Annotated in this window: 17 protein-coding genes; 7 read left to right on the top strand and 10 right to left on the bottom strand. The window is 70.9% G+C overall.

The features are described from left to right. Position 1 precedes the first annotated feature (1 nt). Positions 2-2,095: an ABC transporter ATP-binding protein gene (locus ACR9Y5_RS17550; protein ID WP_481299169.1), complete on the top strand. Its 2,094-nt coding sequence runs from the start codon at positions 2-4 to the stop codon at positions 2,093-2,095. Positions 2,096-2,286: 191 nt separating this feature from the next. On the opposite strand, the gene ACR9Y5_RS17545 is transcribed toward ACR9Y5_RS17550, so the two are convergent. After that, positions 2,287-2,784 (bottom strand): MarR family winged helix-turn-helix transcriptional regulator, encoded by a 498-nt coding sequence (locus ACR9Y5_RS17545; RefSeq protein WP_481299168.1) that lies wholly within the window; start codon positions 2,782-2,784, stop codon positions 2,287-2,289. A 101-nt stretch (positions 2,785-2,885) separates the two neighbouring features. Between ACR9Y5_RS17545 and ACR9Y5_RS17540 the strand changes: the two genes are divergently transcribed. Then, positions 2,886-3,683, top strand: a complete 798-nt coding sequence (locus tag ACR9Y5_RS17540) for an SDR family NAD(P)-dependent oxidoreductase (protein ID WP_481299167.1) — start codon at positions 2,886-2,888, stop codon at positions 3,681-3,683. 54 nt (positions 3,684-3,737) lie between these two features. Here ACR9Y5_RS17540 and ACR9Y5_RS17535 read toward each other — a convergent pair whose 3' ends face one another. After that, entirely contained in the window at positions 3,738-4,310 is a 573-nt protein-coding gene (locus tag ACR9Y5_RS17535) for a hypothetical protein (RefSeq protein ID WP_481299166.1), read from the bottom strand. Between the two features lie 27 nt (positions 4,311-4,337). After that, positions 4,338-5,486: a zinc-dependent alcohol dehydrogenase gene (locus ACR9Y5_RS17530; RefSeq protein WP_481299165.1), complete on the bottom strand. Its 1,149-nt coding sequence runs from the start codon at positions 5,484-5,486 to the stop codon at positions 4,338-4,340. A gap of 145 nt (positions 5,487-5,631) precedes the next feature. On the opposite strand from ACR9Y5_RS17530, the gene ACR9Y5_RS17525 reads away from it, so the two are divergent. Beyond that, positions 5,632-6,066, top strand: a complete 435-nt coding sequence (locus ACR9Y5_RS17525) for a hypothetical protein (protein WP_481299164.1) — start codon at positions 5,632-5,634, stop codon at positions 6,064-6,066. A gap of 69 nt (positions 6,067-6,135) precedes the next feature. On the opposite strand, the gene ACR9Y5_RS17520 is transcribed toward ACR9Y5_RS17525, so the two are convergent. Together ACR9Y5_RS17520 and ACR9Y5_RS17515 are read right to left on the bottom strand one after the other, a co-directional pair. Then, positions 6,136-6,417: a Fe-S cluster assembly protein HesB gene (locus ACR9Y5_RS17520; protein ID WP_481299163.1), complete on the bottom strand. Its 282-nt coding sequence runs from the start codon at positions 6,415-6,417 to the stop codon at positions 6,136-6,138. Between the two features lie 104 nt (positions 6,418-6,521). Continuing rightward, positions 6,522-7,064, bottom strand: a complete 543-nt coding sequence (locus ACR9Y5_RS17515; RefSeq protein WP_481299162.1) for a type 1 glutamine amidotransferase domain-containing protein — start codon at positions 7,062-7,064, stop codon at positions 6,522-6,524. Between the two features lie 57 nt (positions 7,065-7,121). Here ACR9Y5_RS17515 and ACR9Y5_RS17510 point away from each other — a divergent pair, with 57 nt between their 5' ends. Further along, positions 7,122-7,946 (top strand): aldo/keto reductase, encoded by an 825-nt coding sequence (locus ACR9Y5_RS17510; RefSeq protein WP_481299161.1) that lies wholly within the window; start codon positions 7,122-7,124, stop codon positions 7,944-7,946. A gap of 113 nt (positions 7,947-8,059) precedes the next feature. Continuing rightward, positions 8,060-9,745, top strand: a complete 1,686-nt coding sequence (locus ACR9Y5_RS17505; protein ID WP_481299160.1) for a cell wall-binding repeat-containing protein — start codon at positions 8,060-8,062, stop codon at positions 9,743-9,745. Positions 9,746-9,857: 112 nt separating this feature from the next. Here ACR9Y5_RS17505 and ACR9Y5_RS17500 read toward each other — a convergent pair whose 3' ends face one another. Genes ACR9Y5_RS17500 through ACR9Y5_RS17480 form a run of 5 tightly spaced genes read right to left on the bottom strand, consistent with a single transcriptional unit; the run spans position 9,858 to position 15,686 of the window. Further along, entirely contained in the window at positions 9,858-11,996 is a 2,139-nt protein-coding gene (locus tag ACR9Y5_RS17500; protein WP_481299159.1) for a S9 family peptidase, read from the bottom strand. 53 nt (positions 11,997-12,049) lie between these two features. Next, complete coding sequence (locus tag ACR9Y5_RS17495) at positions 12,050-13,027, bottom strand: zinc-binding dehydrogenase (protein ID WP_481299158.1); 978 nt, start codon at positions 13,025-13,027, stop codon at positions 12,050-12,052. Positions 13,028-13,030: 3 nt separating this feature from the next. Continuing rightward, a complete protein-coding gene (locus tag ACR9Y5_RS17490; RefSeq protein ID WP_481299157.1) occupies positions 13,031-13,453 on the bottom strand; it encodes an organic hydroperoxide resistance protein in 423 nt (140 codons plus the stop codon). 24 nt (positions 13,454-13,477) lie between these two features. Then, on the bottom strand, positions 13,478-13,930 hold the full coding sequence (locus tag ACR9Y5_RS17485; RefSeq protein WP_481299156.1) for a MarR family winged helix-turn-helix transcriptional regulator: 453 nt from the start codon (positions 13,928-13,930) through the stop codon (positions 13,478-13,480). Positions 13,931-13,982: 52 nt separating this feature from the next. Then, positions 13,983-15,686 (bottom strand): FUSC family protein, encoded by a 1,704-nt coding sequence (locus ACR9Y5_RS17480; protein WP_481299155.1) that lies wholly within the window; start codon positions 15,684-15,686, stop codon positions 13,983-13,985. Positions 15,687-15,714: 28 nt separating this feature from the next. Here ACR9Y5_RS17480 and ACR9Y5_RS17475 point away from each other — a divergent pair, with 28 nt between their 5' ends. Both ACR9Y5_RS17475 and ACR9Y5_RS17470 read left to right on the top strand, forming a co-directional pair. Then, positions 15,715-16,281 carry a Gfo/Idh/MocA family protein gene (locus ACR9Y5_RS17475; RefSeq protein WP_481299154.1) on the top strand — a complete coding sequence of 189 codons (567 nt, stop codon included), beginning with the start codon at positions 15,715-15,717 and terminating at the stop codon, positions 16,279-16,281. A 26-nt stretch (positions 16,282-16,307) separates the two neighbouring features. Further along, positions 16,308-18,008 (top strand): glycoside hydrolase family 13 protein, encoded by a 1,701-nt coding sequence (locus tag ACR9Y5_RS17470; protein WP_481299153.1) that lies wholly within the window; start codon positions 16,308-16,310, stop codon positions 18,006-18,008. The last annotated feature ends 55 nt before the right edge of the window (positions 18,009-18,063 follow it).

Below are 18,063 nucleotides of genomic sequence, written 5' to 3'. Positions count from 1 at the left end.
GATGGCGCGGACCACGGAACGAAAGAAGCGCGGCGGCCGCCCGGAGGACGGGCAGGAGCCGACCGCGAAGGACATCGTCCTCGACGAGCTGGAGGAGGAGTACGACTTCACGCCCACCGAGGCCGACGGCGACATGTTCGGCGGGGCTCCGGCCAAGAAGGCGAAGAACTTCTGGCCGTCCTTCAAGCGGCTGATGGGTCTGCTGAAGCCCGAGTGGCTCGGAATGGCGTGGGTCACCCTCCTCACAGTCGTGTCGGTCGTGCTGGTCGTCATCGCCCCCAAGATCCTGGGCGACGCCACCAACGTGATCTTCCGGGGCGTGATCTCCTCGCAGCTCCCGCCCGGGGTGCCTGTCGACCAGGTCATCGAGCAGTTGCGCGCTTCGGGCCAGAACCAGCTCGCCGACGTCGTGGCCGCCTCCGGCGTCACCACCGGTGAGGGGATCGACTTCACCGAGCTCGGGCGTCTGCTGCTGATCGTGCTGACGATGTACCTCGTCGCATCGCTGCTGCAGTGGTGGCAGGGCTACCTGCTCAACGCCCTGGTGATGCGGGTCGTCTACGGGCTCCGCAAGGACGTCGAGGCGAAGCTCAACCGGCTGCCGCTCAGCTACTTCGACACCCGGCAGCGCGGCGACCTGATGTCGCGCGTCACGAACGACGTCGACAACATCCAGACGGCCCTGCAGCAGGCGTTCTCGCAGCTCATCCAGTCCGTGCTGATGGTGATCGGCATCGGGATCATGATGTTCATCGTTTCGTGGCAGCTCGCGCTGATCGCGCTGATCTCCATCCCGCTCTCCGGTGTCATCGCCGGCGTCATCGGCTCGCGCTCGCAGAAGCTGTTCACCACGCAGTGGGCCTCGACCGGCGCCCTGAACGGGCACATCGAGGAGTCGTACTCGGGCCTCGACCTGGTGCGCGCCTTCGGTCGCGACGAGGTGATGCTCGCCGAGTTCGACTCCCGCAACGCGACCCTGCACAAGGCGCAGGTGGGCGCGCAGTTCGTCTCGGGCAGCATCATGCCGGCCATGAACTTCGTGTCGTACCTCTCCTACGTTCTGATCGCGGTGGTCGGCGGACTGAAGGTGGCGGCCGGTCAGCTGACCATCGGCGACGCGACGGCGTTCATCCAGTACTCGCGGGAGTTCTCGCAACCGATCGGCCAGATCGCCGGCATGGCGAACATGCTGCAGTCCGGTGTCGCCTCGGCGGAGCGGACGTTCGAGTTCCTCGACTCCGAGGAGCAGACGCCGGACACGGCCACCGAGCACCTGCCGGAGCGGGCCGACGGCCGCGTCGAGCTCGACCACGTGGACTTCTCGTACGACCCGGAGACGCCGCTGATCACCGACCTGTCGCTCAGCGTCCAGCCGGGCAGCACGGTCGCGATCGTCGGCCCGACCGGTGCGGGCAAGACGACGCTGGTCAACCTGATCATGCGGTTCTACGAGCTGAACGGCGGAGCCATCCGCCTCGACGGCATCGAGACCACGCACCTGTCGCGGGCCGAACTGCGCGGGCAGGTCGGGATGGTGCTGCAGGACGCCTGGCTGTTCTCGGGGACCATCCGCGAGAACATCCGGTACGGACGTCTCGACGCCACCGACGACGAGGTGATCGCGGCGGCCAAGGCCACCATGGTCGACCGCTTCGTGCGCCAGCTGCCCGACGGGTACGACACCGTGATCGACGCCGAGGGCGGCAACGTCTCGGCGGGCGAGCGACAGCTGATCACCATCGCCCGCGCGTTCATCGCGAACCCGTCGCTGCTCATCCTCGACGAGGCCACGTCGTCCGTCGACACCCGCACCGAGCTCCTGGTGCAGCACGCGATGGCGGCTCTGCGCACGGACCGGACCTCGTTCGTCATCGCGCACCGGCTCTCGACCATCCGGGATGCGCACACCATCCTGGTCATGGAGAGCGGCCGCATCGTCGAGCAGGGCGACCACGCCACACTGCTGGCCCGGCGCGGCGCCTACTACGACCTGTACATGACGCAGTTCCGCGGCGGCGACGCCGAAGCGGAGCAGGACCGCGAGGAGCAGCAGCAGAACCGGTCCGACGTGGCCGAGGAGCTGGCGGCGCCGTAACGGGAGCCGCGACGACAGCGGGGTGGTGCACGGGCGGCCGAGTCGGGGTTGAGGCCGCCCGTGCACTGCAGACCATCCAATGACGCCCGATCTGCGGGTGGCAGTCGATTGACGGTTGCGCACCGATGTGCGCCTAGAACGCGCGGTTCATCCCCGCGACCTCTGCTCGGATCAGCGCGCAGCCCGGCCGGTCAGCGTCCGGCGTGGGGAGGCGCCCATGCCGGCGCCGGGCCGATCCCCGCGTTGATCCGTGAACTGATCTGCCGGAGCTGGGTGACCTGCGCCCGGGTGAGCCGATCGAAGACCAGCTCCTGAACGAGCGCGTGGTGCGCCGGGGTGGAGCGGGCGACGAGTTCGTGGCCGGCGTCGGTGAGGATCGCCAGCGTGAAACGGCCGTCCGTCGGGTCGGTCTGCCGGCGCGCCCAGCCGTTCTTCTCGAACCGTGAGATCGCACGCGACAGGCGCGACAGGGTGCTGCTGGCGTATCCGGCGAGGGTGCTCATCCTCACGGTGCGCCCGGGCGCGGTGTCGAGTGCGAAGAGCAACCCGTGCTCGTAGTGAGTGAGGCCGCTGTCCCGCTGCAATTGCGCGTCGAGCGCGGCCGGCAGCCGCTCGAGGAGCGTGGCGATCGCCGCCCAGGCTTCGAGCTGATCGGGATCGAGACCGGACGGGGGGATGGCTGCGGTCATGACGGGAGTCTAGCGGACTTGCTCAAGCAAGTCCGGATCGGTAATGTCACTTGCCTAGGCAAGTCAGGAACCGGCAAGAAGCGCCACGGAAAGGAACGAGCATGGACCTCCAGCTCACAGGAAGAACCGCATTCGTCAGCGGATCGACACGGGGCATCGGATTCGCCGTGGCCGGTCGGCTGGCGGCGGAGGGAGCGCGCGTCATCCTGAGCGGAAGGCATCCGGAGACCCTCGAGGCGGCCGTTGCCCGACTGCGGAGCGCGCATCCCGGGGCGGACCACGCGGGCGTCGTCGTCGACTTCGCCGACCCGGCCGGTCTGGACGCGCTCCTGTCGTCGGGCGGACTCGCGGAGGTGGACATCCTCGTCAACAATGTCGGGATGTTCGGGCTCGCCGAGTTCGAGTCCATCGACGACGCCGAGTGGGCGCGGTACCTCGAGGTGAATCTGATGAGCGGCGTACGCCTGTCGCGCCATGCCCTCCCCGGCATGCTCGAGCGCGGATGGGGTCGCGTGCTGTTCATCGCCAGCGAGTCCGGCGTCGACGTCCCGGCCGACATGATCCACTACGGCGTCACGAAGGCCGCGATGATCGCGCTCGGCAACGGCCTCGCCAAGCGGACGCGGGGCACCGCCGTCACCGTCAACACGGTGCTCGGCGGTCCGACCTATTCGGACGGCGTCGCCGACACCGTCGAGGCGATCGCCGCGGCGCAATCGGCCCCCGTCGACTCGGTGAAGGCGGCGATCATCGGCCAGAACCGCACCACCCTGCTGGAGCGCTTCATCGAACCCGACGAGATCGCCTCGCTGGTCGTCTACCTGGCGAGTCCCCTCGCGTCGGCGACGAACGGCGCCGCGGTGCGGGCGGACGGCGGAGTGCTCACCGGAATGCTCTGACCGGGCGCTTTCGTCCCGGTCAGAGCCCGGCCCCCCTGCCACGAGCCGGTCGGCTCAGCGGCGCCCTGCGAGCTTCGCGACCGTTCGCACCGCGACCACCCCGGCGAGCACCCACGGACCCACCACGATGATCGGGTCGAGCCAGGTGTGCCTCAGATCGGCGCGTTGCACTCCGAAACGGGACGAGAGCGGATGGTGGCCCCTTTCGCCGAGCACGCCCGACTCCGTGATCGGGTCGTCCGGGCGGCGTGAGGCGAACGACTTCAGGTGCTCGGTGATCGCATCCACCCGGTCGCCGACGACCAGTACCAGCCAGTGCGCGGTCTGGCCCTCGCTGTAGCGGTCGTAGGCGAACCGGCGGATGGCGCCGGACAGCCCGTGCAGCGGCTGCGCCGTGCCGAACACCGGGGTGAGCCGCTCGTGCTCCACCGAGCGCTCACGGTTGCCTTTCGGCTCCTGCTGGACGGGCATCGTCCAGTGCGCGCCCGTGGTCTCCGGCGGGTCGAGGCGCTCACGCGGGTGCGAGGGGCGGTCGGCGGGGTCGCTGTCGACGCCCCAGCCGGGGATCCTCTGTCGCAGCGCCTCCGGGTCGTACTTCTTGGTGTGGTCACTCGCCACGTACGGCATATCGGTCTCCTTACCTCGGCGGTGGTCCTACGCGGCTCCCGGCACCACGAGCGGCTTGATGATGCCGTCGAGCTTCGACGAGAACAGGTGGTACCCGTCCTGGATGTGCTCGAGCGGGATGCGGTGGGTCACGATGTCGCTCGGCGTCAGGTAGCCGTTGCGCACGTGCTCGAACAGGCGCGGCCACTGCCGCTTCACCGGGCACTGGTTGGTGTTGATGCGCAGCCCCTTGTTCATCGCGTCGCCGAACTTGACGGCGCTGAACAGTGGTCCGTAAGCGCCCATCACCGAGATGGTGCCGCCCTTGCGCACCGAGTCGATCGCCCAGTTCAGCGCCACCGGAGACCCGCCCTGCAGCTTCAGCTTGGACGACGTGACGTGCTGCAGCACCGCCCCGTCGGCCTCGGCCCCGACCGCGTCGATGACGACGTCCGCGCCGAGGCCGTCGGTCGTGTGCTTGAGCATCCGGACGATGTCGCCCTCCTCGACGAAGTTGTACGTCTCGGCCCGCGCGAAGGCGCGCGCCTTCTCCAACCGGTACTCGAGGTGGTCCACCACGATGACGCGCCCGGCGCCCATCAGCCAGGAGGACTTGGCGGCGAACAGGCCGACCGGGCCGGCCCCGAACACGACCACGGTGTCGCCCTCCTCGATCTCGCCCAGCTGGGCGCCGAAGTAGCCGGTGGGCAGCGCGTCGGTGAGGAGCACCGCGTCCTCATCCGACATCCAGTCGGGGATGATGGCCGGCCCGACGTCGGCGAGCGGCACCCGGACGTACTCGGCCTGGCCGCCGTCGTAGCCGCCCGTCGTGTGCGAGTACCCGTAGATGCCGCCGATCGCCGTCGCGTTCGGATTCACGTTGTGGCAGTTCGAGTACAGCCCGCGCACGCAGAAGTAGCAGCTGCCGCAGAAGATGTTGAACGGCACCATCACGCGGTCGCCCACCTTCAGGTTCTGCACGTCCGGTCCGACTTCGTCGACGACGCCGATGAACTCGTGGCCGAAGGTGTGCCCGACCCGGGTGTCCGGCATCATGCCGTGGTAGAGGTGCAGGTCGGAGCCGCAGATCGCGGCCAGGGTCACCCGCACGATCGCGTCGCCGGGGTGCTCGATCTTCGGCCGGTCCTTCTCCTCGACCCGGATCTTGTACGGGCCGCGGTACGTCATCGCCAACATGTGCTCTCCTCTCGTCGCGCCCAGTCGATCCCGGGGAGAACAGCGAGTCGAGGAGTTGACAGGCCGGCGATGCCGTGGCCTTACACCGATTTCCTAGGCAAGTGAACGAGTTGCCGCCGCGGGGTTCCCGCCGTAGAACGGAGCCATGACGAAGGACGAACGCGCCTCCCTGCCCCCGGGCCCGGACTTCAAGTACGGCGGCTACACCGTCCGGCTGGAGCCCGAGCACGGCCGGACCGGACGCTGGCGCGTGGTCGACGACGACAACTACTACGGGCTGATCGCCGCCTCGGACCCGATCAACGGCGACCCGGAGGTGCACTTCGCCGCGCACTTCCCCGGCGAGGAAGAGATCCCGCCGATGAAGATCGTGCCGTTCTGGACGTCCGCGGCCGAGTTCCTGCTGGACGCCGGCGAGGGCGAGCCGCTCTGGGGGCTCCCGGACGACCGCACCGCACCGCATCCCATCGTGGCCGACGAGCTGGTGCCTCCGGCAGAGCAGGCACCGACCCAAGACCAGAGCGCTACCGAGACCGGCGCCGCCGACCAGGCGCCGGCGGAGCGGACGGACGTCGCCTGACGCCGGTCCGCCCCGCGAATCACGAAGGCCCGGAGCCGCACGGCTCCGGGCCTTCGCATGAGCGGCGGACTAGGCGGTCGCGCCGATCGCGAAGCTGACGGCTCCCTGGTCGTCGACCTGCGCGTCGAGCACCTTGTCATCGAGCACCTCGGCGGCCTGCGTCTCGAGGAAGATGCGGGCGCCGCCCGATTCGACCACCTGGTCCGAAGCCTCCGGCTCCGGGGTGACGGCCGCCGCGAAGGCGGTGCTGTCGGGGTTGCTGCTGCTGATCCGCAGCCCGGCCGTCTCCTCCGGGGACTGGTCGGTGAGGGTCTTGACGATCGTGCTGGCGTTCTCCGTGAGGGTGAGCATGAGCTCTCCTTCCGTTCGATGGTCCAGGAGTGCACTACGTTCCCGCATCCCGCGCAGGGAGGCAACCGGCATGGAGGCCATTGCCAGGGAACATTCATCGCTTCCTATTCGAACGCCTTCAGGAGTTCGCGGTCGAACGCCTCGAGGTCGTCGGGCTTGCGCGACGAGACCAGCGTGAACGGCCCGTCGTCGACCACGACCTCCTGGTCCACCCAGGTCGCGCCCGCGTTGCGGTAGTCGGTCTGGAGGCTCGGCCAGCTGGTCAGTGTGCGGCCATCGACCACTCCGGCCTCGATGAGCACCCAGCCGCCGTGGCAGATCACCGCGATCGGCTTGCCCGCGTCGGCGAACGCCTTGACCAGCGAGACCGCCTCCGGGAAGGTGCGGACCTGGTCGCCGTTCGCGACGCCGCCCGGGAGCACCAGGGCGTCGAAGTCGTCGGCGCTCGCGCGGTCGAGGGTGACATCCACCGGGAACGTGTCGGCCGGCGTCAGGTGGTTGAAGGCCTGCACCGTGCCCTGCTCCTTCGAGATCAGCTTCGGCGTGCCGCCGGCGTCGCCGACCGCCGTCCAGGGCTCCACCAGCTCCGCCTGCTCGATGCCCTCCGGGCCCACCAGGAACGCGATGGTCTTGTCGTTCAGTGCCATGGATGGTTCTCCTTTCGTCCCCTCACCTGTACGCGCGGCGCACGGCAGAATGAACCCATGCCGACCATCCCGCAGCTGACTCTCAACGACGGCAACGCGATCCCTCAGCTGGGCTTCGGCGTGTACAAGATCCCGGAGACCGAGACGGCGGATGCGGTGGTCGCGGCGCTGGATGCGGGCTACCGCCACATCGACACCGCGGCCTTCTACGAGAACGAGCGGGGCGTGGGCGAGGGCGTCCGTCGCAGTGGTCTCGACCGGTCGGAGGTCTTCGTCACGAGCAAGGTGTGGTGGACGGAGAACGGCTACGATTCGACGTTGCGCTCGTTCGACCGGAGCCTCGGGCTCCTGGGCTTCGACACGATCGACCTGTTCCTCATCCACTGGCCGGCGCCGAAGAGCGACCGGTACGTCGAGACCTGGCGCGCGCTCGAGCGTGTGCGCGACGAGGGGCGCGCACGGTCCATCGGCGTGGCCAACTTCCACACGCACCACCTCGACCGGCTGGCCCGGGAGACGGCCACCATCCCGGCGGTGAACCAGGTCGAGTTGCACCCGTGGCTCACGCAGGCGGAGGTGCGGGCCTACGACGCCGCCCACGGCATCGTGACCGAGGCGTGGTCACCGCTCGCGCGCGGCCGGATCCTGGGCGACCCGACGCTCGACCGGCTCGCCGGCAAGCACGGCGTGACACCCGCGCAGGTCGTCATCCGCTGGCAGCTCCAGCTCGGCAACGTCGTCATCCCCAAGTCGACCTCGCCGGAGCGCATCCGCTCGAACCTCGACGTGTTCGGCTTCGTGCTCGACGCCGACGACCTGGCGGCGATCGCCGCTCTGGAGACGGGCGAGCGCACCGGGAAGGACCCCGACGACCTCGGCTGAGCAGTTCGTGCGAACGGAGCCCGCGTACCGCTATGCTCACTCCAGCGACGGGTCGGGGCGTGCACGGTGCACGCCGGGCAGCCGGGGGGACACGTCGCTGGGGGAGTCTCTCGATGAAGGTCCGTCTCGCTGCCGCCGCCGCCGTGCTCGCCGTCCTCGCCGCAGCGCTGCTGCCCGCGGCGCCCGCCGCCGCCTGGCAGGTGTTTCCGCTCGCGCCGGCCGGGTCCATCGACACGGTGACGGTGTCGTACGTCGGCACCGAGACCAGACCGACGCTGCATCTCACCGGGTGGGCCGCGGACCTCAACGACGGCGCGGCGAACGGCCTCACGACGGCCGGCATCGAGTTCACAGCGGCTGCTCCCGGTGGCGCCCGGGTGAGCATCGGGTACGCCGAGAACCGCGATTTCGCGTATCCGCGGCCGGACGTCCCGCGCGTCTACCCGAGCACCGGGCCGAATCAGGGCTTCGACTTCCACTCCGGCTACCTTCCCGGCACGGGCCTCGTCAACGTGTGCGCCCGCCTCTACAACATCAACGCGTCGCCCTACACCGCCGTCTTCACCTGCTTCAACGTCGCGGTGCCCGCCACCCGTCCGCCGCTGGCGACGATCACCGGCCCCGTGACCAGTGGTTTCGCCACCGCCGGGTCGGCGCTGACCGTGTCGCTCGCCGCTCCGACCGGCGGCGCCGACACGTACCGCTGGACCAGCTGGAACGGGCTCGGCGGAGGCAACCCCGGAGGCTACCCGGTGCCGATCCCCGGCGCGACCTCGGCGACGTACACGTCGACGCTGGGCGACGTCGGCCGCGACCTCCGTGCTGTCGTGACCACGCGGCTCCCGAGCGTGACGATCGAGCAGCAGACGGACCAGATCGGCATCGACTTCCCGTTCGCCGGCGGATGGACGCGGGTCGCCTCCTCGGACCGGTTCGCCACCTCGGTGGCGGTGTCCCAGAGTGCGTTCCCCGATTCCGCAGCCGGCGTCCCCGTCGCCTACGTCGCCTCCGGCGTTGCCTTCCCGGATGCGCTGTCCGCCGGCGCGGCGGCGGCCAAGAAGCACGGCACGCTCCTCCTCACGCGCCCGGGCGCGCTCGACCCGGGCGTGGCGGCCGAGCTGGTGCGCCTGCACCCGCAGCAGGTGATCGTGGTGGGCGGCGTCCAAGCGATCACGGACGACGTCGTGGCGGCCATCCGTGCGCTGCCGTTCTCACCGGATGTCCGCCGGATCGGCGGCGCCGACCGCTTCGAGGTGTCCCGCGCGATCATCGACGACGCTTTCGGCACGAGCGCGCCGGACGTCTACGTGGTGACGGGCAACGCCTTCCCCGACGCGCTGGCGGCCGCCGCCGCCGCGGCTCAGACCGGTCGCCCGGTGCTGCTCGTGAACGGCTGGCTGGGTGCCGCCGATGCCGCGACGACGGATGCGCTCCATCGGTGGGGGACGACGCATGCCACCGTGGTCGGCGGTTCCGACGTCGTCACCGACGGCATCGCCTCCAGCCTGGGCGTCCCGGCTGACCGCGTCGCCGGCTCGGACCGCTTCGCGACGGCCGCCGAGCTCGCGCGCACCCTCCCGCACAGCGGGGTCACCTACCTGGCGAGCGGTCTCAACTTCCCCGACGCTCTGACGGCGGCGGTGCTCGCGGCCGCGCATCCGGGACCCCTGCTGCTCGCCACCGGGTGGTGCGCCCCGGTCAGCGCCCTGTCCGCCATGCGGGACACGGGCGTCACGCGCCTGGTCGCCGTCGGCGGCGACGCGGTGCTGGACACCAGCTCCTGGTACAACGCCTGCTGACCGCCGGGCGCTCTCGGCTGCCGACTGCGGCGTTCCGTAACGACTGCGCCGCGTCGACCCGGCGCGGACGTGCCGAACCGGCGCAGTCACACCCGCGTGACCGGCGGCGCGGTCACTCACCCGACGGGCGCGCCCCCACGACGTCGAGCAGCCACGCGAGCGCGAACGCCCGCTCCCGCCAGGCGGCGTAGCGCCCGGAGACCCCGCCGTGACCGGCGGCCATCTCGACCTTCAGCAGCGGGTCCGCATCCACCTCGCGCAGCTTCGCCACCCACTTGGCCGGTTCGACGTACAGCACGCGGGTGTCGTTGAGGCTGGTGATGGCGAGGATGCGCGGATAGTGCGTGTCGTGCACGTTCTCCAGCGGCGCGTACGACTTCATGTAGTCGTACACCTCCGGGTCGTGCAGCGGGTCGCCCCACTCGTCCCACTCGATGACCGTGAGCGGCAGCGACGGGTCCAGGATGCTGGTCAGCGGATCCACGAAGGGCACCTCGGCGAGGATGCCCGCGAAGTCCCGCGGCGCCAGGTTCGCGACGGCGCCCATCAGCAGGCCACCTGCGCTGCCGCCCTGCGCGGCTAGACGCGACGGCTCCGTCCACCCGCGGTCCACGAGGTGGCGGGCTGCGGCGACGAAGTCGGTGAAGGTGTTCTTCTTGTGCAGCTTCTTGCCGTTCTCGTACCAGAGCCGGCCGAGCTCTCCGCCTCCGCGCACGTGGGCGATGGCGAAGACGACCCCGCGGTCGAGGAGGCTGAGGCGCGGGATGCTGAACGACGGATCCATGCTGGCCTCGTACGAGCCGTAGCCGTACAGCACCAGGGGTGCGGCCTCGCCCGGGGTGACGAGGTCGCGGCGATAGACGAGGGAGATGGGCACGCGGGCACCGTCGGCAGCGACCGCCCACTCCCGCCGCTGCTCGAACAGGGACGGGTCGAAAGCGCCGAGCACCGGCTGCTGCTTGCGCAGGGCGAGCTCGCCGGTCCGCACGTCGTAGTCGTAGACCGTCGACGGCGTGACGAAGCTGCCGTAGCCGAGGCGCAGGAACGGCTGCGTCCACTCGGGGTTGCCGCTCACTCCGACGGTGAAGAGCTCCTCGTCGAAGTGCAGCTCGTGGGGGGTGTCGTCGCCGGGATGCTCCCCGCTCGGGTCCGGCACGCGCGCGACGGCCACCCGGGTCATCCCCTCGCGGCGGTACTCGACGCTGACGAAGTCGCGGAACGCATCCACACCCTCCAGCCGCACGGCGGGGTCGTGGGGGAGCAGGACACGCCGCGGCCCCTGCGGGTCGTCGGCCGAGACGCTCACCAGTTCGAAGTTGACGGCCTCGTGGTTGTGCACGATCAGCAGGCGGTCGTGACCGCCGACCACCGCGTGCTCCACGTCGTACTCGACACCCTCGGCGCGCGGCCACACCACCGCGAACTCGCCGGTCGGGTCGTCGGAGCGGAGCAGCCAGGCCTCGCTGGTGATGTTCGAGCCGGCCTCGATCACCAGGAACCGCCGGCTGCGCGTCAGGCCGACGCCGATCCAGTACCGCTCGTCCGGCTCGTGGAGGACCTGCGCGTCGTCCACCTCGGGGCCGTCGCCGACGCGGTGCCGCCAGACGGTGTCCGGCCGCCAGGAGTCGTCGACCGTCGTGTAGAAGATGTACGCGCCGGTCTGATCGAAGAGGGCGCCGCCCGCGGTGCCGGTGATCTCGTCGGGGAAGGTCGCGCCGTCGTCGACCAAGGACCGGACGCGGAGGGTGTACCGCTCGTCGCCCTCGGTGTCGACGGCCCACAGCAGCCGCGTGCCGTCCGCGCTGATGTCGAAGCTGCCGAGTGCGTAGAAGTTGTGGCCCTCCGCCTCGGCGTTGTCGTCGAGCAGGATCTGCTCGCCGGGCAGGCCGTTGCGCTGGGCGTCGTCGTCGAGGGTCGGCGGCGCCCAGTCGTCGGGGGAGGCGATCGGCGCGCGGCAGTGGATGCCGTACTGCTTCCCCTCGACCGTGCGGGTGTAGTACCACCAGTCGCCTTCGCGCACCGGGACGCTGAGGTCGGTCTCGCGGGTGCGCGCCTTGATCTCGTCGAAGATCTGCTCCCGCAGCAGCGCCAGGTGCTCGGTGCGGGCGTTGGTGTACGCGTTCTCCTCGTGGAGGTGGGCGATCACGGCCGGGTCCTCTTTCGCCCGGAGCCACTCGTAGTCGTCGACGTAGACGTCGCCGTGGTGGGTGCGTTCGACGGGCTTCTTCGGCGTGACCGGCGGGGTGAGCATGAGCCCAGGCTATCGGCCCGTGCCCACCCCGGCCGTGCCCACCCCGGCCCGGGTCACGGGCGCAGCAGGACCTTGCCCACGCGGCCGGGCCGGCCGCTCGCCTCGACGGCGGCATGGATGTCCGCGAGGGCGTGGATGCCGGCGACCGGGAGGGTCAGCGTGCCGTCCTCGATGCGGGCGAACAGCTCCTGGAAGAGGCGGTTACGCTGGTCGGCGGGCATCTCGCGGCTGACCACGCTGCCCCAGAAGCCCTTCACGGTGGCCTGCTTGAAGATGATGTCCCCCGAGGCGAGCTCCAGGATCGGGGAGGCCATCGCGCCGAACACGACGAGCGTGCCGTTCACGGCGAGCGTCGACAGCACGTGGCCGGCCGCGGAGCCGCCGACAGAGTCGACGCCGACGCGGAGCGGTGCGCCGTCGGTCAGGGCGGCGAGCTGCTCCCGCCAGTCGGCGTCATCGGTGGCGATCACGCGCTCGATGCCCTGTGCCCGCAGCTCTTCGACGCCGGCGTCCCGGCGGACCAGCCCGACCACGTTGATCCCGCGCGCCGCGCCGAGCTGGGCGACCATGCGGCCGACGGCTCCGTTCGCGGCGTTCTGGATCAGCCAGTCGCCCTCCGCCACGTCGAGCGACTCGAGCAGGCTGATCGCGCTGAACGGCATGGACACGAGCTGCGCGGCGGCCTCGTCCGGGAGCGCATCAGGGACGGGGATGAGGCCCGCGGCACGCGTGACGAAGAACTCCGCCCACACGCCGAAGGTGCCGCCGGTGACGACGCGCTGGCCGACCGCGAGCTGGTCGACACCCTCGCCCAGCGCATCCACTACGCCGAGCGCCTCGGTGCCGGCCTGGGCCGGAAGCTCCGGCTTGAAGCCGTACGTGCCGCGGACCGTCCACAGGTCGTGGTTGTGGATAGGCGAGAGCAGCATCCGCACGCGGACCTCGCCCGGGCCGGGCTCGGGGAGCGGGCGCTCCTCGACGGCGAGGACCTCCGCCGGGTCGCCGAACTCGTGGTGGGTCAGTGCCTTCATCGCTCAGTCCTCCGAGACCGTGATCGTGACGTCGATGTTGCCACGGGTCGCATTCGAGTAGGGGCACACGGTGTGGGCGGCGTCGGCGAGGGCCTGGGCCTGCTCCGCCTCGATGCCCGGGAGGACGACCTCCAGCAGCACGGACAGCTGATAGCCGCCCTCACCGTTCGGACCGATCTCGACGCGGCCGCCGACCGAGGAGCCGTCGAGCTTCACCTTCCGGCTGCGCGCGACCGCCTGCAGCGCGGAGTGGAAGCATGCGGCGAATCCGGCGGCGAAGAGCTGCTCGGGGTTGGTCCCCGCCCCCGAGCCGCCCATCTCCTTGGGCACGGCGAGGTCGAGGGCGAAGGAGCCGTCGCTGGTGGCGACCCGGCCGTCGCGGCCGGCGCCGGTGGAGAGGGCTTCTGCGGTGTAGAGGGCGTTCATGTGTGCCTTTCGGGGTGGTTCGGTTCAGTTCGCCGCGGGGGCCGGATGCTGCGCCGCGGCGTGCATGGTCTCCGTGAGCCGGTGAAGGGTGTCGACCAGTGCTTCGGCGGCCTGCGCGTCCGGCAGGCCGGTCCCGGCGGCGATCCGGGCGGGGATGTGGGCGAGCTGCGGGCGCAGCTCCTGTCCGCGCTCGCCGATCGTCACCGTGACGACCCGCTCGTCGTCGCCGCGGCGTTCGCGGCGCACGAGGCCCGACTGCTCCATGCGGCGGAGCAGTGGGGACAGGGTCCCGGAGTCGAGCTGGAGGTGATCGCCGAGCGACCCGACCGTCTGGTCGCCCTCCACCCAGAGGGTGATGAGCACCAGGTACTGCGGGTAGGTCAGCCCCCACGGCTCGAGGAGGGTTCGGTACGCCTGCGTTGTGGCACGCGTGGCGGCGTAGAGCGAGAAGCACACCATTTCATCGGTCACCGGCATGGCGTTATCGTTTCACACAACTAAATTGTGCACAACTTAAATGGCCAGACCTTCAGTCGCCTCCCAGCGCGCGGGCCACACCGGACAACCCGGCGTGGAGGCGCGCCGGGTCGACCGGTTCCGCGAGGGCCCCGCGGGCGCGGGAGACGGCGGCCCGGACTCGGCGGCTCGCATCAGCATCGTGATCCGCGTCCGGGCCCGCGCGTCGCGCGAAGTAGCGGTCCAGCGCCGAGGGGAGCGGGTCCACCGCCTCGATGCAATCGATCGGCAGCACCGGCCGTTCGCTCCTCCGCGGACGGGCAGCGTGCACCAGTCGGGTGGCGCGATGGGCCGGTGCGAGCTGCCGGACGCGGTCGACCGCGGTATCGATCTGCTCGTGCGCGGCCGTGCGCGCCGACGCATCACCGGGATCGACCACGACCACGTCGGCGAGGGTGGCGAGCAGCTCCGAGAGGCGCCGGCGGAGCACGTCGATGCTGCGCACGGGCAGCACGAACCAGCTCGCCGCGATGCCGAGCGCTGCGCCCACCACGATCGCCAGCATTCGCTCGGCGAGCACGCCTGACTCCGCGGTGAGGGTGGCCGTGCCCGTCAGCTGCTGAAGAAGCGAGAGCACGAGAGTGATGGTCAGCGCCCAGAAGGCGTAGCTGTAACCCCGCAGCCAGGTTCCGACGAACAGCGCCACGAAGATCACGACGACACCCGCGAATCCCGACGCCTCCGGGGCCGCATGGGCGGCGGCGACGGTGGTGAGGGCGACGGCCGCGATCGTGCCGCCGAGCGCGCCCAGGATGCGCAGAGCACTCTTGTGGAGCACGTCGCCGCGGCCGCGGTTGCCCGAACAGACGAGGAACGCCGTCAGCACCACCCACATCGCGTGGTCCGGGAACGCGACCCAGCCGACGACGAAGGCCGCGCTGAGGGCGACCGCCATCTGCAGGGCCATGCGCGTGCTGGCGGGCAGGCGGCGGCGCGGTGCGTCCGGGGCGCGGCGGGACCGGGGCGGTCGGGACGGGGGCGGTTGGGAAGGGGGTGGTTGAGAAGGGGGTGGTTGGGAAGCGTCGAGCGGCGGTGGGGTCGTCCGCGAGGCCGGTCGGGACGGCGCCGGTGGGGAGGAGCCGGGTCGGGACGATGACGGTCGGGACGGCGACGGTCGGGACGGCGCCGGTCGGGACGCCGATGCGGCGGCCGACGTGTCCCGTGCGGAGCGCCGTCGCCCGGGCAGGAGCAGCAGCACCTCCCGCGCGAGGCCCACCCACAGCGTCGCCACGACTCCGGCGAGGAGCACGAGAACGGTGGTGCGCCATGGCTCTGCGCCGGGCGCCGGGTGCACGGGAGCGACCAGCATGGCGGTGAGCGGCAGAGCGATCAGCCCGCCGAGCCGCGCGGCCCGCTCCCCGAAGCGGCGCAGCCAGATCGGGACGCTCATCCCCGCCACGAACAGGGCGGCGCCCACTGGCGGCATCGCGACGAGCAGCCAACCGACCGCGCCCGCGACGAGCCCGACCACCGGCAGCAGCGCGGCCGACCGGGCGAACTCCGTCCGCGAGGCGAAGGTGCGCCGCCCCAGGCTCAGCGCGACCACCGTCGCGAGCACCGCCGCGCTCGTCACCTGTGCGGCGCGGCCGGAGCCCGTGCCGCCGGTCACGGCGATCCCGACCCACCACACGGTCGCGCAGGCGGCCGCCGCCGCGCCGGTGACGACGAGCGCCGCCGCCGCATCGGCGGCATGCGCCGCCACTCCCCGTCCGCTCACCGGCACATCCTCTCACCGCGGACTGCTGATGGTCGCCCACGTGGTCCGCTTCTTCCCGGGCTACGCGGCCCTCGCGGAGCGCGTGGCGGCCGGCTCGGTGGGACGCCCGCGCGTCGTCCGGGCCTCCCGCATCTCCGACCGGCCCGTCGGCTACGAGTGGCTCGAGGACGAGACCCGGTCGGGCGGGATGCTCGTCGACTTCGCCATCCACGATATCGACCAGGCGGGGCTGCACCTCGGGCGGGCGGTCGCCGTGACGAGCCTGCCGCTGCCGGGCGCTGGTTTCGGCGCGCCCGTCGTGACCACGATCGAGTATGCCGGCGGGGGAGCCGCTCAGCTGGTCAGCGTCTCGGATCTTCCTCCCGGTGCGCCGTTCCGCACCGGTTTCGAGGTGATCGGCGACGCGGGAGCGGATGTGGCGGAGCCGGACGCCGGGGACGCGTTCGCCGAGCAGGCGCGCTACTTCGTGCACTGCGTCGACACCGGTGACCCGCCGACGCGCGCCCCGGTGCCGGCCGCGGTGGAGGCACTGCGCGTCGCCCTCGCCGCGCGCGAATCCGCGCGCACCGGCCGCCGCGTCGCACTGCAGGACTGATCCGTCCCGCCCGGTAGGGTGGCTCCGTGAACGACAAGTGGTGGCAGTCGGCCGTCGTCTACCAGGTCTACCCGCGCAGCTTCGCGGACAGCGACGGCGACGGCATCGGAGACCTGCGCGGCATCATCCAGCACCTCGACTACCTGAAGACCCTCGGCGTGGACGTGGTCTGGCTGTCGCCCATCTACGCGTCCCCCCACGACGACAACGGGTACGACATCAGCGACTACCGCGCGATCGACCCGCTGTTCGGCACCTTCGCCGACTTCGACGAGCTGCTCGACGGTCTGCACGCCCGCGGGATGAAACTCGTGATGGACCTCGTCGTCAACCACACCTCCGACGAGCACCCGTGGTTCATCGAGTCGGCGTCGTCCACCGACAACCCCAAGCGAGACTGGTACTGGTGGCGACCGCCCCGCGACGGCAAGCAGCCGGGGGAGCACGGCGCAGAGCCGAACAACTGGGGCTCCTTCTTCTCCGGCCCGGCGTGGCAGCTCGACCCGCAGACCGGCGAGTACTACCTGCACCTGTTCTCGCGCAAGCAGCCCGACCTCAACTGGGAGAACCCGGAGGTGCGGGAGGCCGTCTACGACATGATGAACTGGTGGCTCGACCGCGGGGTCGACGGCTTCCGGATGGACGTCATCAACTTCATCTCCAAAGTCACCGCGCTGCCCGACGGCGACGTCCCGGCCGGCGCTCTCTACGGCGACGCCTACCCGTACTTCGGCCAGGGGCCGCGCATCCACGAGTTCCTGCACGAGATGCACCAGCGCGTGTTCACCGGTCGCGGCGACCGCTACCTCACGGTCGGCGAGATGCCCGGCGTCGACATCGAACAGGCGCGCCGGTTCACCGACCCGCAGAACGCAGAGCTCGACATGGTGTTCCAGTTCGAGCACGTCGACCTCGACCACGGCCCGGGCGGCAAGTGGGACTATCGTCCCGCGTCGGTGCTCGACCTCAAACGCAACCTGTCGAAGTGGCAGGAGGGGCTCGCCGACGTCGGCTGGAACAGCCTCTACTGGAACAACCACGACCAGCCGCGTGTCGTCAGCCGCTTCGGCGACGACGGCGCGCACCGGGTCGCCTCCGCCAAGGCGCTGGGCGCCGTGCTGCACCTGATGCGTGGGACGCCCTACATCTACCAGGGCGAGGAGCTCGGGATGACGAACGTGCCGTTCGTCTCGATCGACGACTTCCGCGACATCGAGACGCTCAACCACTACGCCGAGGCCGTCGACATCCAGGGCGAGCCCGCCGGGGCGGTGCTGGTCGCCCTGCGCCGGACCAGCCGCGACAACGCGCGCACGCCGATGCAGTGGACCGGCGGTGCGAACGCCGGCTTCACCACCGGAACGCCCTGGATCACGGTCAACCCGAACGCCGTGGAGATCAACGCGGAGGCGGAGGTCGGCGACCCCGGCTCGGTGTTCGCGCACTACCGTGCCCTCATCGCGCTGCGCCATCGGTCGCGGGTCGTGGCGACCGGCGACTACGAGCTGGTGCTCCCCGAGCATCCGCAGATCTTCGCGTACACGCGATCGCTCGGCGACGAGTCGCTGCTGGTGCTCGCGAACCTCACGGGCGACGATGCGCACTTCGATCCCCAGGAGCTTCCGGGATGGGCGGACGCGGACGTCGTGCTCGCCAACCTCGGGACCGGCCCGGCCGCGTCCGGGCGCCTGCGCCCGTGGGAGGCGGTCGTGCTCGCCCGTCGCTGAACCCGCTTCGGTTCGGTGACCGCTCAGCCGTGCCTTGCGCACGGGCGTCCCGTGG

The organism is Leifsonia sp. KNZ13-11D (assembly GCF_056754895.1).
This window is presented reverse-complemented; position numbering and strand designations above follow the sequence as displayed.

What these genes read in the sequence shown, in the direction of transcription:
- ACR9Y5_RS17525 (WP_481299164.1), top strand. Translation starts at nt 5,632, where the DNA reads ATGACGAAGGACGAACGCGCCTCCCTGCCCCCGGGCCCGGACTTCAAG.
- ACR9Y5_RS17500 (WP_481299159.1), bottom strand. Translation starts at nt 11,996, where the DNA reads ATGCTCACCCCGCCGGTCACGCCGAAGAAGCCCGTCGAACGCACCCAC.
- ACR9Y5_RS17530 (WP_481299165.1), bottom strand. Translation starts at nt 5,486, where the DNA reads ATGTTGGCGATGACGTACCGCGGCCCGTACAAGATCCGGGTCGAGGAG.
- ACR9Y5_RS17510 (WP_481299161.1), top strand. Translation starts at nt 7,122, where the DNA reads ATGCCGACCATCCCGCAGCTGACTCTCAACGACGGCAACGCGATCCCT.
- ACR9Y5_RS17550 (WP_481299169.1), top strand. Translation starts at nt 2, where the DNA reads ATGGCGCGGACCACGGAACGAAAGAAGCGCGGCGGCCGCCCGGAGGAC.
- ACR9Y5_RS17485 (WP_481299156.1), bottom strand. Translation starts at nt 13,930, where the DNA reads ATGCCGGTGACCGATGAAATGGTGTGCTTCTCGCTCTACGCCGCCACG.
- ACR9Y5_RS17495 (WP_481299158.1), bottom strand. Translation starts at nt 13,027, where the DNA reads ATGAAGGCACTGACCCACCACGAGTTCGGCGACCCGGCGGAGGTCCTC.
- ACR9Y5_RS17475 (WP_481299154.1), top strand. Translation starts at nt 15,715, where the DNA reads ATGGTCGCCCACGTGGTCCGCTTCTTCCCGGGCTACGCGGCCCTCGCG.
- ACR9Y5_RS17505 (WP_481299160.1), top strand. Translation starts at nt 8,060, where the DNA reads ATGAAGGTCCGTCTCGCTGCCGCCGCCGCCGTGCTCGCCGTCCTCGCC.
- ACR9Y5_RS17540 (WP_481299167.1), top strand. Translation starts at nt 2,886, where the DNA reads ATGGACCTCCAGCTCACAGGAAGAACCGCATTCGTCAGCGGATCGACA.
- ACR9Y5_RS17545 (WP_481299168.1), bottom strand. Translation starts at nt 2,784, where the DNA reads ATGACCGCAGCCATCCCCCCGTCCGGTCTCGATCCCGATCAGCTCGAA.
- ACR9Y5_RS17535 (WP_481299166.1), bottom strand. Translation starts at nt 4,310, where the DNA reads ATGCCGTACGTGGCGAGTGACCACACCAAGAAGTACGACCCGGAGGCG.
- ACR9Y5_RS17520 (WP_481299163.1), bottom strand. Translation starts at nt 6,417, where the DNA reads ATGCTCACCCTCACGGAGAACGCCAGCACGATCGTCAAGACCCTCACC.
- ACR9Y5_RS17490 (WP_481299157.1), bottom strand. Translation starts at nt 13,453, where the DNA reads ATGAACGCCCTCTACACCGCAGAAGCCCTCTCCACCGGCGCCGGCCGC.
- ACR9Y5_RS17515 (WP_481299162.1), bottom strand. Translation starts at nt 7,064, where the DNA reads ATGGCACTGAACGACAAGACCATCGCGTTCCTGGTGGGCCCGGAGGGC.